Raw genomic sequence first — 15,037 nt, 5'->3', positions numbered from 1 at the left:
CGCGCCAGGGGAGGGAACGGGCTCGGTCAGCCCATCTTGAACGGGTCGCGGGTGCCGCCGGTCAGTTCGACCAGGACGGACTTGTTCTCCAGGTACTCATTCACGGCGTCGGAGCCGTTCTCGCGGCCGATGCCGGAGCTGCCGAAGCCACCGAACGGCATATTGGGGGTGACGACCCGGTAGGCGTTGATCCAGATCGTGCCGGCGCGCACGGCCGCGGCGATCCGGTGGGCCCGGTGCACGTCCTTGGTCCAGACGGCTCCGGCCAGGCCGTACGGGGTGTCGTTGGCCAGGGCGATGGCGTCGGCCTCGTCGGTGAACGTGTAGGCGGCGAGGACCGGGCCGAACACCTCCTCGCGCACGATGGTCTTGTCGGGACCGGCGAGCACCACGGTCGGGCGGACGAACAGGCCGCCGAGTTCGGTGTTCGGCCCGCCGCCGCACGCGATGGTCGCGCCCTCGGCCCGCGCGCCATCCAGGAACTCGAGGACCTTCGTGTACTGGGGACGATTCGCGACCGGCCCCATCTCGGTCTCGGCCTCCGTGGGATCGCCCTGCTTGATGGCGTTGGCGCGCTCGACGACCTTGGCCACCAGTTCGTCCTTCACCGACTCGTGCACGATGAGCCGGGAACCGGCCATGCACGTCTGCCCGGTCGCGGCGAACACGCCGGCGACGAGTCCGTTGGCGACGGCGTCCAGGTCGGCGTCGGGGAACACGATCTGCGGCGACTTGCCGCCGAGTTCGAGGGTCACCCTGTTGATGTTCGCGACCGCGGCCTGCGCGACCTTCGCGCCGGTCGCGGTCGAGCCGGTGAACGCGATCTTGTCGACACCCGTGTGCGAGGCGAGCGCCTCTCCGGTGGAGCGGTCCCAGCCGGTGACGACGTTCAGGGCACCGGCGGGCAGGCCGGCCGCGGTGAGGATCTCGGCGAAGGCGACCGTCGAGGCCGGCGAGTGCTCCGACGGTTTCACCACGGCGGTGCAGCCGGCCGCCAGCAGCGGCGCGAGCTTGAACGTCAGGAGCAGCAGGGGGCTGTTCCACGGCGTGATGGCGCCGACCACCCCGACGGGCTGCCGGAGGGTGTAACCGAAGTAGGTCTGCGGGTTCAGCGCGGGAACGGTCTTGCCCTCGAGCTTGTCGGCAAGACCGGCGAAGTAGCTGTACCAGCGCCCGAGCCCGTTGAGCTGGCCGAGCATCTCACGCATGAGCTTGCCGGAGTCGCGTACCTCCAGCAGCGCGAGCCGCTCGGCGTTCGCGGTGATGGCGTCGGCGATCGAGCGCAGGATGTCGGATCGCTCGAAGCCGCTCTTGTTGCCCCACTCGCCTTCGAACGCCGCGCGCGCCGCGCGCACGGCGACGTCGATGTCCTCCGGGCCGCCGTCGGCGATCCTCGCCCACGGCTGGCCGGTGTAGGGGTTGAGGGACTCGAAGGTCTTTCCGGAGATCGCGTCGACGGACTCGCCGTTGATGAACAGCTTGAACGTCTCGAGGTCGGAGGAGGGATGAGACACGATATTCGGTCTCCTCAGCTGTGAGTCGGAGCGTTGTGGATGTCGCACGAAACGCTAAGAAGGGTGGCGGCTGGCTCCTATCCGCTCACTGACGGGCAAGGGCCGTTCAGTGCAGAGTTGACCGATCCGTGTTCCGCGGCCCCGATGTGCGGGCATGGCGGAACGGCGCCGGACCATCGTCGGCTCCGGCGCCCCTGGACGAGGCCGGTCAGCGCTGGAGCGTGACGGAAGGCAGCTCGTTGAACTGGTGCCGGTACTGCTGGGCGAACCGTGACTGGTGGAAGAACCCCCAGCGCATGGCGATGTCCGCGACACGGGTCTTCTGGGGGTCGCTGCGCAGCAGTTCGGCGCGGGCCTTGCTCAACCGGATGCGACGCACGTACGCCATCGGGGACTCGCCGAGCTGGTCCTGGAACGCGGCATGGAGGGTGCGGACGCTGACACAGCCGACCCGGGCGAGACTCTCGGGCGTTATCTCCCGGTCCGCGTGCTCCTCGATGTAGGCCACCACCGAGGACAGCCGGCCGAGACGGCGTGTGTCCTCGTTACCGGCCAGCGCGGCACTGAACTGGTGGCGGCCGGCGTGCAGCAGCGACGTGAGGACGTACGCCTCCAGCTGCTCACGCGCGAGCGGCATCGCCGCCAGCCCGGCGGGGTTGTCGAGCTCGGTCGCGAGGAACTGCACCGACCGCAGCAGGGCGCGCCCGGAGGCGGTGGTCAGGTCGAGGCCGAAGTCGAAGTCGATGACCGCGGTGACCGGCTGTCCGAGCAGATCCGAGAGGTGCGACTCGAGGCTACTGCGCGGGATCTTCAGGATGAGCTGCTCGGCCTCGGGGCTCCATCTCACCACGTTCGTCTGTACCGGGGACAGCACCACGCCACTCCGATCGGCCACGGTGTGTTCGCGGCGGCCGTCGCTGCGGGAGGCGGTTGTCTCACCGCTGATGGTCAGGTTGACGTGGTAGCAGTACTCGGTCGCGGGCATCGTGAGCTCTGCCTCGGCCTGGTAGGTGAGGTAGCCCAACGTCATGTTTCGGTCACTGAGGGCGTTGAGACGCATGTTTATCGCGTCTTTCGGGCCGACCAGTTCGTGGGGCAGGTAGATCCGGCTGACCGCCTCGCGGGCCTCTTCCAGGCTGTGCGTGTCGGTCACCGGAGCAGACGCCAGGTACTCCATCGGACCCCCTCCGGGGGACATCTGCCGTGTCGTGAAGCCCGCGAAATATAGCCGCGGGACCGTCACCCTAGAAGCCACCGGCGGCGGCCGACTATCCGCTGAGCGCGGAACCATCCCAAAACCGTTCCGGTACCGCCGGTCCGTCACCTGCCCGGCGCCACGGAGGCCGGCCGTGCACCCGCTCCGGTAGTCGGCGGACACCGGAGACGGTGGATGGTGTGAGGGTGCCCTGGTCGGCTCCCCGACGGCGGCGAGGACACCCGGTAGCCGCCTGGTACGGCTCACGTGGCACGGTGCGCCACGGCCGGACTCGTCGGCGGGCGCGTCCCCCAAGTCCAGCCGCGGGTGTCCACGGGCGGCGTTCCCCGGGAAAGCGAACACGGCCGTGGCGGCCCCGACCGAGTCGGGGGGCCGCCACGGCCGTGGATGGGTGCGCCGCGGGCCCGGGACCGCCGGGGCGGTCCCGCCGGTCTACCGGCCCAGCAGCGTCAGCGCCGCGTCGAGGATGGCCTCGGTGCCGATACCGTGCAGCTTGTACGCGTCGGCCAGGTCCGACGACTGTCCGAACTCGGTCACCCCCAGGCACCGGATGCGGTCCCCGCGGGCGCCCGCGAGGTAGGACAGTGTGTGCGGGTGCCCGTCCAGGACGGTGACCAGCGGCGCCGGGCGGTGCGGCGGGAACAGCTCGTCGATGATGTCGGACCCGCCGCCGGCGGTCCGCGACCCACGCTGCTGGAACGACCGGAACACCAGGTCGGGGCTGGTGAGGCAGACGACCCCGGCCCCGATCCCCAGCTCCGCCAGGGCGTCGGCCGCGGCGACCACCTCCGGCATGATCGCCCCGACACCGACCAGCGTGATCTGCTCCGGCGCCGGGCCCGGTGCCCGGAGACGGTATCCGCCGGCCACCGCCTGCAGGCGCCGCCGCTCCAGCAGCGCCGGGTCCTCCGGGAGCAGCGCCAGCGCGGGGTCGACGGGCCGCGTCGAGAGCCGGAAATAGGCGGAGGTGCCACCGGGGACGCCGACCTGGTTCATCGCGTGCAGGAAGCACCACTCGAGGTCCTGAGCGAACGCCGGTTCCCACGCGACACAGGACGGCTGCTCCAGACCGATCGACGGTGTCGTGATGGACTGGTGGGCGCCGCCCTCGGGGGCCAGCGTCACTCCGGACGGGGTGCCGACCAGGATGGACTGCCCGCCGGCGTAGATGCCGTAGCTCCACGGTTCCAGGGCACGTGACACGAACGGGTCGTACAGGGTCGCTATGGGGATGAGCCGTTGACCCCACCGGGACCATGTCGCGCCCAGCTCGCCGGCGAGCGACACCAGGTTCACCTCGGCGATGCCGAGTTCGAGGTGCTGACCGTTCCGGACCTCCGACCACCGCAGGACACGGTCGGTGTCGTCGGCGAACCAGTCGTGTCGTTCCGCGATGGACCACACCCCGGTCTTGTTGATCCAGCCGCCGAGGTTCGTCGACGACGCGACATCGGGGCTGCACGTCACCACTCGGGCCGTCGCCTCCGGGGCGTCGCGCACCAGGTCGGCCAGGAGCCGGCCGAGCGCGGCCTGGGTCGAGGAGGTCTTGCGGTGCGGGTGCCCGAGCGAGGTCGGCACCGGGACGGGCGCGGACGGCGTGTGGGGCGAACGCCGGAGCAGCTGTCCGCGCCGGTCGCACACCTCGGCCGCCGCCGTACCGGTGTCGAACGTGCGCCACGGGTCCTCGAGGCGGACCCCGCACGACTCGGCCAGGGACCGCATCTGCGCCTCGGTCAGCAGCGCGGAGTGGTTGTTCGGGTGCCCCTCGGTGGGCAGCCCGTGGCCCTTGACGGTGTAGGCGAACACAACCGTGGGCCGGTGCGTGTCGACGCCGTCGAACGTGTCGACCAGGAGCCCGAGATCGTGCCCGCCGAGGTCGCGCACCGCGGTCGAGAGCTGGGCCGCGGTCAGGGAGTCCAGCAGCGACCGGAGTTCGCCGGAGTCGTTCTCCCCGACGAGGCGTGCGGCGATCTCGGAGGAGTCGACCCGGAGGATCCTCTGGTACTCCTCGTTGGGCATCTCCTCGAGACGGCGCCGCAACTCCTCTCCGCCGGGACGCGCGAACAGCTCGCTGATGGTGCGGCCCCACTTCAGGACGACGACCTGCCAGCCGGCCGCGGCGAACATGCCCTGGAGCCGGGTGATCTGGATGTCGGGCACGATCCGGTCCAGCGACTGCCGGTTCAGGTCGACCACCCACAGCAGCTCGCCCAGGTTCGACACCTGCGGGTCTGCGACCGCCTCCCAGATGGCGCCCTCGTCGAGTTCCGCGTCGCCGAGCAGGCTCACGAACCGGCCCGCGGGCGGCGTACCGGGGAACTGGGACGCGAGATAGCGGTGCGCGATGGCCGCCCACAGGGCCGCCGTCGCGCCGATGCCGACCGACCCGGTGGAGAAGTCGACCGTGCCGGGGTCCTTGACGCGCGACGGGTAGGACTGGAGGCCGTTCTTCGCCCGGAGCGTCGTCAGGTACTTCGGGTCGAGGTCGCCGAGCAGGTAGTTGATGGCGTGCAGGACCGGTGACGCGTGCGGCTTGACCGACACCCGGTCCAGGTCGGTCAGGTGGTGGAACCACAGGGCCACCATGATGTCGACCATGGAGGCAGACGACGCCTGGTGCCCGCCGACCTTGATACCGGTCTCGTTATGGCGCCCGCGGTTGGCGGCGTCGACGATGGCGGCGGAGAGCCACAGCACTCGTCGGGAGATGTCACGCAGAGCGGCGACATCTGCTCCGCCGGTGGACTGGTCCGGCACGGTCGTCGGCGTGGTGGTGGCCGGTGGGGGAGGTGTCATGGGTGCGCTGCTTCTTCTCGGTGGCGGGTGGGATCGGGTGCGCGCGGACGCTATCGAACGGCCGTGTCTCCCGCGTCGGCGTCCTGCTCGGCGGCGTCGCCGAGTTCGTCTATGGCCTCCAGGCACGCCCGGCAGTTGCACGGACGCGCGAGCAGCTCGGAGACGATCTCGTGGGTGTGTTCACCGAGGTCCGGGCCCGGATGGGAGACCGGGACGGACCGCTGGTCCAGCACGGGCACGATGCCGGGGAACGCGACGTGGCGGGTCTCCCCGGCGACGTTGACCGGCAGTGTCTGCACCATGTCGCGGGCGGCGAACTGCTCGTCGTCGACGATGTCCTTCGCGGTGTGGATCGGCCCGGCGGGCACACCGGCCGCCTCCAGGATGGAGAGGACCTCGTCGCGGGGGTACTTGCTCGTCCAGGACTCGATGGCCTGGTCCAGCTCGTCGCGTCGGGCCCAGCGGCCGGCGTTGGTCGCGAGACCGGGGTCGTCGCGCAGGTCGGGGCGCCCGATGGCCTCCATGTAGCGGTCGAAGATGGAGTCGCCGTTTCCGGCGATGACGACGGAGTCGCCGCTGCCGCAGACGTAGGCGTTGGAGGGGGCGATCCCCTGCATCCGGCCGCCGGTGCGTTCCCGGAGGACGCCGTGGGCGGAGTAGTCGGGGACGAGGGACTCCATCATGGAGAACACGGCCTCGTGGAGTGCCACGTCGATGTGCCGTTCCATGGGCGTCCAGGGCCGCAGGCCGTTGCTCCTGCGCATGGTGTGGTCCAGCAGAGACATGACGACCCCGAACGCTGCGTAGAGGCCGGCGATGGAGTCCCCGATGGACACGCCGACCCGGGACGGGGGCCGGTCGCTCTCGCCGACGAGTTCCCGCATGCCGCCGAACGCCTCCGCGACGGCGGCGAACCCGGGCCGGTGGGCGAGCGGACCGGTCTGACCGAAGGCGGAGACGCGCGCGACGACGAGTTCGGGGTTCGCGGCGGTGAGCGCTTGTGGCGTCAGTCCCCACTTGTCGAGGGTGCCGGGGCGGAAGTTCTCGATGAGGACGTCGGAACAGGAGACCAGTTCGAGGACCGTTGCCTGGCCTTCGTCGGTTCGCAGGTCGAGCTCGATCGACTTCTTGTTCCGGTTGATGGTGCGGTACAGCATCGAGGTGTCGCCTGCGAACAGGCGCCAGTTGCGGAGTTCGTCACCGGTGCGGGGCCGCTCGATCTTGATGACCTCGGCGCCGAAGTCGGCCAGCAGGCGGCCCGCGGTGGGGGCGGCGATGAAGTTGCCGAGCTCGATGACACGGATGCCCGTCAGGGGCAGCGCGTCGGTCGAGGTGGGGGGACGGTTCGGGTCGTGGGCTGTGGGGCTCACTTCTCGGTGCCTTCCTTGTCGGGCGCGGGAACGGGCGGGGTGAAGTCGCCGGCCCGGACGAGCAGGCCCTGGGGTGAGTTGTCGAGCTGCTCCCCGAGCCAGGTCCCGACCCGGGCGAGGGCGTCGATGTCGGGGTGGCCGTTGCCGGCCAGCGGGACGCCTTCCCCGCGGAGGAGGTAGGCGAGGTCCTCGGTCGCGATGTTGCCGGTGGCGGCGGGCGCGAACGGGCAGCCGCCGAACCCGCCGACGGACGCGTCCAGCGCGATGACCCCGCCGGGGACGGCCCCGGTGGACGGGTCGGGGTGTGCGGCGGCGACGGCGTTCGCGTAGCCGGTGTTCCGGGTGTTGTGGAAGTGGAATCGGAGCTTGCGGATGCGGTCGTCGCCGACCGCCAGCGCGGCCAGTTCACGGACCTGGCGGGGGACCCCGACGCCGATGGTGTCGGCGAACGCGATCTCGTCCGGTTCGATCTCGGCCGCGCGGAGCAGCACGTCCGCGACCTGTCCGGTGGAGACCGGCCCGGAGAACGGGCAGCCGAACGCGACCGCAAGAGTCAGGCTCACGCGCATACCGGCGCCGCGGGCGACCTGCGAGGCGGCGGCGGCGTGGTCGAGCATCGCGTCGACGGTGAGGTTCTGGTTCCGGGTCGAGAAGGAGTCGGTGACGGGGATGACGATGTTGACCTCGGTGCAGGGGGTCTGTGCGGCCCGTTCGGCCCCCCGGCGGTTGAGGACGAGGCCGATGTAGGACACCTCGGGGTCCTGCGGCACCTTGGCCATGACTTCCTCGGCGCCGGCCATCTGCGGGACGAGGTCGGGCCGGACGAAGCTGACCGCCTCGATGCGGCGTGCTCCCTGGCCGACCAGGCGCCGGATGAGCTCCACCCGGGTGTCGACGTCGAGCGGCTTCTTCTCGTTCTGGAGGCCGTCGCGTGGGCCGACCTCGACAAGTTCGACGGTCGTGGACATGTGCGCGTTCTCCATGCTGGTTCGAGGGTGGCGGGGCCGGGGTCGTACCCGGCTCCGGCTCAGGACTGGTGCCGGTCCGCGCCGGGTGACGAGGACCCGGGGGCCGGCGGACCGACCCGGCGGGATCGCGTGCGATCCGGCGGGGTCAGGCCCATGGGCCTGACGAGCGGTACGTTGCGGCGACGTGGGGCGATCCGGCGGTGTCCCCGACGTCGTCCATCAGGCCGCCCAGTAGGCCCGCGGGTAGGAGCCGCGGTAGTAGAGCAGGGGGTTCCGCCCGATGTTGTGGTCGAGCGCGGTGACCTGACCGATGACGACCGTGTGGTCGCCGCCGTCGTACTCGCGCCACAGATCGCACTCGACCCAGGCGGTGACCCCGTCCAGGACGGGCGAACCGTTGGGCGAGGGCGTCCAGTCGACGCCGGCGAACTTGTCGGTCCCGGACCGGGCGAACCTGTTCGACAGCTCGGCGTGGTCGTCGGCGAGGACATTGACGGCGAACCGGCCCACCTCTCGGATGCGGGGCCAGGTCGTGGACGTGCGAGCGGGGCTGATGGAGATCAGCGGCGGCTCGAGCGAGAGCGACACGAACGACTGGCAGGTGAAGCCGACGGGCTCGGCGTCGGCCTGGTCGCCCAGCGCGGTGACGACGACAACACCCGAACAGAACGCGCCCATCGTGGCGCGCAGGACCTCGGGGGTGATCGCGTCGGCGGCTGCATGTTTCAGCGGGGTGGTGAAGCGGTTCATGCCGAACAGCGTCGTCCACATGGCACCGGCAGCCTATCCACTCGCGGCAGACTCCGATCCGGTCTGTGCGAGGTTCCGGTCGCCGCGCGGGGACGGCGGAGCCCGGCGGCGGCCGGGGCGTCCGCACGGGTGCCGGTCCTCGATCTGTCCGCGAACCGTCCTTCGACCGCCGTACCGGCGATGCTCAGCCGTGTACCGCGGTTCGGCCCCCGTTCAGGTGGCGGACGCCCGCGATCGGGTGTCGAACCGCGGGATCGACCGGCTGCTCCCGGCATGCCGGTGCCGCGGCCGGGCGTTCGGCGGGCCCGGGCGGTACCGGTCGCCGGCCGGCGGGGAGAGGGGCGCGGCCGGCGTCCCCGTCCCGCCCGTCCGGACCGATCTGGCAGGTGTCCCGGCCGGGATGGCGGGAGCGGTCTGTCAGACGACGTGGTGCCGGGGCCGTCGACTCCATGGCCGTGTTCGGTGTAGGGGGCATGCAACTGTGCCGCGGCCAGTGCGAGGATGACGCGGGTGGCGGACGACACGTACACCGGCTCGCGTGTGGCGAACGCGAACGTCTCGATGGCGGGTTCCGCGAAGGTCGCGTACGTCATGCGTTCGGTGTAGCCGAGGATGCGTGCGAGGGGGCACGGTGCGACCGAGGCCGCCACGCCGAAGGCCGCGATCTCCAGGGCGGCGGTGGGTGATTCGACCTTGACCTCCGGCGCGATGGTGCCCCCCTTGAGCTGGGCGCGCTCGTTGAGCTGGCGACGGGTGGGATCGGCGTTGCCGGCGGCGGCCTCGGGCAGTACGAGCGGCGCGTCGCCCAGCTGGGCGATGTCCATGCGGCGGCGCGTCATTCCCGGGTCGGTGCTGAAGTAGGCGACACCGCACTTCCACACCGTCTGTGACAGGTGTATCCCCCGGCCGTCGACGGGTAGCGCGACGATTCCGGCTTCGAGGTCGCCGCCGCGCACCTGGCGCGCGATCTCCGTGGAGTTCGCGGCGATCATGCGGACCGTGACCTGGGGGTGCCGCTTGCGGAAGTCCGCGACCAGTCCCCTGACGAGATAGTGGTGCGGCGCTGCTGAAGGTGCCGAAGGTGACCGTGCCCGCCCGGAGGATGCATCACCGTACGGATCATCAACAGAGAAGCTGTATCGGCACCTGAAGTCCGTCGGCCGCAGAGCTGTCGTTCCAGCGGCGACACCCCTCGTGACCTGCGCTGTACCAAAGTGCCAACTATCTCTCTGATTCCGTACCAGTCGTCGTTGAATCTAGTTGGCATCAGTGCAGGTCACGTACGTCGCCGGGTGCCAACTAGCAATCCTGGTCACAGACGTGACCACAGGCGCTGCGGCGAGGTTGCCCAGGTCGCGTTCGGCCATCGACCGCACGCCGTCCTGTGGGTTCAGGTCCGGTGTGTAGGCGGGCAGCGGGAACACCGTGAGCCAGTCGGCGTTCGCACGACGGGGCACACCGCTCCGCCAACGGGCCGGGCTACCGGCCGACCGCAGCCGAATCCGGACGCTGTGGTGCCGCGGGCACGGCCGGCGCGGCAGGCCGGTTGCGTGCCAGCATGATCGTGGGCACCGCAGCGAGGACGAAGAGCGCTCCCGCCATCGCGACGTAGAGGTACACGCCGGTCGCCGTGCTCACCGGGGCACCGTCGGCAAAGGTCCCGGGAACAAGGGTCGCTTTGAGCACCTCGCCCCCGGCGATGTTGAAGACGACCGAGCCGAGGGCGAGTACGACCGACACCAGACCGGCGACCGTGCCCTGCCGCTCGGGTGCTTCGAGGCTGGTCGCCAGGTTGTAGCCGGAGGCGCCGATCGCGCCGGCGGCCATGCCGAGCATGGCGCCGCAGGCGATCGCGAGCGGGAGCGCTGACACGCCCGCCAGCATCGCGAAGGTCGCCGCTGCCCCGACGGCGATGCCGCCGAGGAGGGGCAGTGCGGGACCGAACCGCCCCGCGATCCATCCGGCGCACGTGCCGCCGATGACGATGCCGAGATTGGGCGTGGCGAGCAGCACCGCGACCGCCTCTCCGTCGCCCAGCCCGTAACCGAGCCCCAGGTCGGGGGGCACCTGGGCGATGAGGCCGGTCAGTTGCAGCATGCTCCGGAAGGAGCCTGCTGCCAGTACCAGGGCCAGCAGCGTCAGCAGGATCGGGCGGCTGAGGGCCCGGATGTCGATGATGGGTTCGTCGACCCGCAGCGCGAGGAACGCCCAGCCGGCCAGTGCGGCGGCACCGGCCGCCAGCAGCGCGATCATGCCCCCGGACAGCCATCCGAGGTCGCTCCCGAGGCTGGCGCAGGCGAGCACCGCGCCGAGGCCGCCGCCGAGCAGGAGCGCCCCGCGCACGTCGATCCGGCCGGGCTTGCGGATCGGCGACTCCGGGATGAAGGAACGCACGCACAGCGCGGCCGCCGCGGCGAGCAGCGCCGCCACGATGAACACGCTCCGGTAGCCGAACGCATCGATGACCGGCTGCATCAGGAACGGCTCGATGATCCCGACGATCGACGAGCCGGACGTCACAAGCCCGACCACGGCCATCGCCACCCGCGGGGAGCAGATCTGGCGTGCGAGGGCCACCGTGAGGAAGACCGCGGCGAAGGCGGCGCCTTGGAGGAAGCGCCCCACCAGGAAAATCCAGACGTTGGGGGCAGCGAGGCAGACCAGCGCTCCTGTGCATGCGAGGAGCAGCGTGCCGATGAGTATCCGGCGCTTGCCGAAGATGTCGGAACTCTTCGCGAGCAGCGGCGACCAGATGGCCCCGGCCAGCAGCGCGCTTGCATTGAGCCATGCGGCCTGGTCGGTGTCGAAATGCTCCAGTAACTGGGGCAGGACCATCATGGGCGAGCCGATGACCACGTCGGCCAGGACGTTGGCGAGGGTGAGAACGGCCGCCCAGAGGATGAGCCGCTTGCTCCAGCGGTGCTCCTGGGCGCCATGGGCGGGCTTTTCCAGCGTGTCTTCCACTATGCATTCTCTCCAGGGCATGGGGGTGAGGTCCCGGCGAGCGGCACGCCCCGTTGGCGGCGCGGTCGGCGCGGGTTGCCGGTGGAACCGGCTTTTGGGGAGTGGGCACATGCGGACGCCCGTTTCCGGGCGGTCGCGCCCGATCAGCAACGGCCGGTGGCAGCGCCGTTCGCATCGCGCCGGGTTCAGGGCGCGCCGGTGCCGGATGCTTGCAGCGCCTTGTTGCGGGCGGCAATGGCAGCCCAGGTGGTCGGCAGCATGCGGTCGCGACCGCTGTAGACACGGTCCTGGGCGAAAGTGACATAGGGGCGCTGCCGGGCCTCGTACCGTGCGAACGCGGCGGTGTGGTCATTGCCGCACCGTTCGAGTTCTTCGGCGAGAAAGCGGGCGCCGGTGAGCGCGAGTGAGGTGCCCCGGCCGGACAGGAAGGCCGGGCTGTACCCGGCGTCCCCGACGAGGACGACGCGGCCGCGGTGCCAGGAGGGCAGGTGGATCTGGCTCGCGGAGGTGAAGTAGAAACCAGGATCGGCGCGGGCCGCATCGAGCAGCTCCGGGATCCGCCACGACCGGTAGCCCGCGAAGGCGTCGATGAGGATCTTCTTCTGGGTGTCCAGGTCGTGGTGGTCGTAGTCGATCCGTTCCGAGCGGAACTGGAAGACCGCAACGGCCTTGCCCTGATACCGGAAGATGCCTGCCATCCGGCTGGGGACGTTGTATATCGAGTTGGCGCCCTCGGATTGCGCCACGCCGGGGTGGTCGGCGAGCGCGAAGTAGACACCGAGGTGCCGGAGGTAGTCCTCCTCGGGCCCGAACACCAGCCTGCGTACCGCGGAGTGCTGGCCGTCGGCACCGATCACCAGGTCGTACCGCCCGGTGCGGCCCGACGCGAAACGCACGTCGACACCGCCGCCGTCGACACCGCTGTCGGCCAGTGTCTCGATCGAGTCGCGGAAGCGGATCGCCGCGGTGTCCGGGAGCGCATCGGCGAGGATACGCACGAGGTCCTCGCGGAGGAGCTCGATGTCGTCGTCGGAGTCGCTGATCTCCGCCATCGGGATCCGGGCCACCGGCTCGCCCTCGCTGTCGACGAACTGGGTGAGCTCGGACATCCGGACCCGTTGCTTCTGGATCTTCGCGAGCAGTCCCATCCTGTCCGCGGTCTCGATCGCATCACCGCGGATGTCGATGGGGGTGCCTGTGAGCCGGAGGCGGCGGGCGTACTCGACAACGGTGACGTCGTGGCCGCGTTTGCCGAGCTCAAGTGCGCTGGCGAGCCCGGCGATACCGGCTCCGGAGACAAGGATGTTCACGTGTGTGCTCCAGGTTTCGCTGAGGTGGGTGTGCGATCGGATCGGCCGCCGCTCCGCCGGTCAGGCAGGCGAACCGTCGGAGCGGTGCGGCCGACGGGCAGGCCGCTGTCGCGACGGTCCGGCAGCTAAAGAAACAAACTGTCGCTTTTAGCGAGCTTACTTACCACCGGGTTGCACCGCAACGCCGCACCTGGCGACAATCGGCACCCGAGCGGAGAACAGGAGGTGAGCGCGGCGATGACCAACGGGACCGCTGACCGGCCGCCCGCACGGCGCCCCGGTGGCCGCACCGCGCGGGTGAGAGCGCAGATCCTCGCCGCGACCGTCGAGCTCGTGGCGCGCGACGGCATCACGGGCTTCCGCTACGAGGAGGTCGCCGAGTTCGCCGGCGTGCACAAGACCAGCGTCTACCGCAACTGGCCCGACCGCGAGGAGTTGGTGGTCGAAGCCCTGCTGCGCTACGCCGAGGATCTCGCCTCGGTCGCCGACACCGGCGACATCCACCGGGACCTGGTGGACTTCCTGCTGGCCCTCGCCGGTGGCCTGGAAACGCCGTTCGGCCGGACGCTCGAACAGGCCATCCAGCCCGCCCGCCAAAGCGCCACCGTCCAGGCGCTGACCAAGATCCTCGACCAGCGCGTGGCCGCCATGCGGCGGCGGGTGGACACCGCCGTCGATCGGGGCGAACTCCCCCCGGTCGACAGCTCCTTCCTCGGCGAGATGCTCTCCGGCCCGGTGCACCTCATCGTCAACCGCGGCATGCGCCCGTTCACCCGCGCGGACGCGGAGCGCATCGTCGGCGTGGTGCTCGCCGGCATCCGGGCCACGGCACCGCAGGTCTGAGTAATCGCCCTACCGCACCGTTCAGGCCGAAGGCCGGAGCGCCCGTCATGTCCGCGCTCAACGCAGCAAGTTGAAGTGCCGCATCAGTTCGAGCGTGCAGGGACGCGAACCGCGGGCGGGTTCAGGAAGCGCTGGTTCCGCGGCGGTGGGCTGGACCCGCCGGCCGGCCGGCGCGTCCGTGTTGCCCGGGTCATGCCGGCGTCGGCGGTGATCGGCTGCTGCTGCCAGGCGAGACCCATCTGCGCGCCGGCTTCTGCTCGGGCCGTTGCCATGAGAGTGGCGTAGGAACCTGCGACTGCCGAGCATCGTTTGGAGCCACGCCTGGTGGAAGGCAATGCGCGCGAGCAGGGAGCTCAGCTCGTCGGTGAGCTGTACACGCGCCGTCAACTCGGCGGTGCCCTGGCCGTGGCCGTCTTCGGCGCGCTGGTGGCCAACCGGGCGACCTTCCTGCACGGCCTGCGGGTCAGCCTGTTCAGCGCCGCGGCGTTGCTGGTCGTGACCACGATGGCCGGCCTGCTGCTACGGCCCAGTACGCCACGCTGATCCCGGACCGGGGTCCGCCCCGGCAGTGTGATGCTGCCGCCGGCCGGCACGAGCGCAGACCGAAAACGACGAGAGTGACAACCAGCGGCTGCGGGCACATCTGACTCCGTGGACGCTGTTCGCACAAAGATCCACAGCAAGCTCTCGGCGACCGACCCCGACAACGAGGGAGAGGTACCCGGTCGACGAGCCCGAACTGCTGCGGTGGGTGCACTGCGCGGAGATCGACTCCTACCTCCACGTGCTGCGGTGCTCGGGGTTCCCCTTCACGGACGCCGCGGCCGACCGGTATGTCGCCGAACACCGCATCGCCGCCGAACTGGTGGGCCTGGCCCCCGAGGAGGTCCCGGGCGATCAGGAGGAGTTGGCCGCCTACTTCGTGCGGGTGCTGCCGGAGTTGGCTGCCGGACCCGAGGCGCGGGAGGTCGACGACTTCCTGCGCACGCCTCCCACGCACCCGTTGCTCGCCCCGGCGCGCGCCCTCCTGTGGCGGCGCGTGGTGAACCTGGCGTACGCCTCCTTGCCGCCGTACGCCCATGAGCTGTACGGCAGACGGGCCCCGTCACCGGCCGTGGTGACCCGTCGCCTGCGTCTCACCGGCACCCTGCTGCGCTGCGTTCCCGCACGTCTGCGCCGGCAACTCCCGCCCAAACACATCATCCGCGCCATGCGACGGCTCGGTCCCGGTTCGCGCCCGGCGCCGTACAAAGTCGTGCGATAGCCCGCCATACTGGACGGGACCGGGGCTGTCTCTTATACAAAA

Annotated in this window: 11 protein-coding genes and 2 pseudogenes; 3 read left to right on the top strand and 10 right to left on the bottom strand. The window is 70.6% G+C overall.

The genetic code is table 11. The features are described 5' to 3' along the window. Positions 1-26: 26 nt before the first annotated feature. From FPZ41_RS19970 to FPZ41_RS19930, 10 genes and pseudogenes are all read right to left on the bottom strand, one after another. Positions 27-1,514: an aldehyde dehydrogenase gene (locus FPZ41_RS19970; protein ID WP_322620468.1), complete on the bottom strand. Its 1,488-nt coding sequence runs from the start codon at positions 1,512-1,514 to the stop codon at positions 27-29. A gap of 208 nt (positions 1,515-1,722) precedes the next feature. Further along, the gene (locus tag FPZ41_RS19965; RefSeq protein ID WP_228022847.1) at positions 1,723-2,691 is read right to left on the bottom strand and encodes an AraC family transcriptional regulator; all 969 of its coding nucleotides are present in this window, start codon (positions 2,689-2,691) and stop codon (positions 1,723-1,725) included. Between the two features lie 471 nt (positions 2,692-3,162). Next, positions 3,163-5,526: a transketolase-like TK C-terminal-containing protein gene (locus FPZ41_RS19960; RefSeq protein WP_152864472.1), complete on the bottom strand. Its 2,364-nt coding sequence runs from the start codon at positions 5,524-5,526 to the stop codon at positions 3,163-3,165. 50 nt (positions 5,527-5,576) lie between these two features. Then, the gene (locus FPZ41_RS19955) at positions 5,577-6,896 is read right to left on the bottom strand and encodes a CaiB/BaiF CoA transferase family protein (RefSeq protein WP_322620467.1); all 1,320 of its coding nucleotides are present in this window, start codon (positions 6,894-6,896) and stop codon (positions 5,577-5,579) included. Continuing rightward, positions 6,893-7,864: a hydroxymethylglutaryl-CoA lyase gene (locus tag FPZ41_RS19950; RefSeq protein WP_228022846.1), complete on the bottom strand. Its 972-nt coding sequence runs from the start codon at positions 7,862-7,864 to the stop codon at positions 6,893-6,895. The genes FPZ41_RS19955 and FPZ41_RS19950 overlap by 4 nt, the downstream gene beginning before the upstream one ends. A 219-nt stretch (positions 7,865-8,083) precedes the next feature. Next, the gene (locus FPZ41_RS19945) at positions 8,084-8,614 is read right to left on the bottom strand and encodes a flavin reductase family protein (protein ID WP_152864468.1); all 531 of its coding nucleotides are present in this window, start codon (positions 8,612-8,614) and stop codon (positions 8,084-8,086) included. After that, positions 8,611-9,780 carry a LysR family transcriptional regulator substrate-binding protein gene (locus FPZ41_RS48415; RefSeq protein ID WP_228022849.1) on the bottom strand — a complete coding sequence of 390 codons (1,170 nt, stop codon included), beginning with the start codon at positions 9,778-9,780 and terminating at the stop codon, positions 8,611-8,613. Before FPZ41_RS48415 ends, FPZ41_RS19945 begins: the two co-directional genes overlap by 4 nt. Positions 9,781-9,945: 165 nt before the next feature. Next, positions 9,946-10,059, bottom strand: a pseudogene (locus FPZ41_RS50580) (IS630 family transposase); the annotation flags it as partial. A gap of 34 nt (positions 10,060-10,093) precedes the next feature. Next, positions 10,094-11,578 (bottom strand): MFS transporter, encoded by a 1,485-nt coding sequence (locus FPZ41_RS19935; protein ID WP_322620466.1) that lies wholly within the window; start codon positions 11,576-11,578, stop codon positions 10,094-10,096. 185 nt (positions 11,579-11,763) lie between these two features. Further along, a complete protein-coding gene (locus tag FPZ41_RS19930) occupies positions 11,764-12,888 on the bottom strand; it encodes an FAD-dependent monooxygenase (RefSeq protein ID WP_322620465.1) in 1,125 nt (374 codons plus the stop codon). Between the two features lie 237 nt (positions 12,889-13,125). On the opposite strand from FPZ41_RS19930, the gene FPZ41_RS19925 reads away from it, so the two are divergent. The 3 genes and pseudogenes from FPZ41_RS19925 to FPZ41_RS19910 form a co-directional block, all read left to right on the top strand. Next, entirely contained in the window at positions 13,126-13,731 is a 606-nt protein-coding gene (locus FPZ41_RS19925; protein ID WP_152864462.1) for a TetR/AcrR family transcriptional regulator, read from the top strand. 324 nt (positions 13,732-14,055) lie between these two features. Then, the gene (locus tag FPZ41_RS19915) at positions 14,056-14,274 is read left to right on the top strand and encodes a hypothetical protein (protein ID WP_194236146.1); all 219 of its coding nucleotides are present in this window, start codon (positions 14,056-14,058) and stop codon (positions 14,272-14,274) included. 126 nt (positions 14,275-14,400) lie between these two features. Beyond that, positions 14,401-14,995 (top strand): annotated as a pseudogene (locus FPZ41_RS19910) (oxygenase MpaB family protein); the annotation flags it as partial. Positions 14,996-15,037: the final 42 nt, after the last annotated feature.

The organism is Streptomyces acidicola (assembly GCF_009377235.1).
GTDB classification, from domain to species: Bacteria; Actinomycetota; Actinomycetes; order Streptomycetales; family Streptomycetaceae; genus Streptomyces; species Streptomyces acidicola.
Note: the sequence above shows the minus strand (reverse complement) of the source record. Positions and strands in the feature narration are given on the sequence as shown.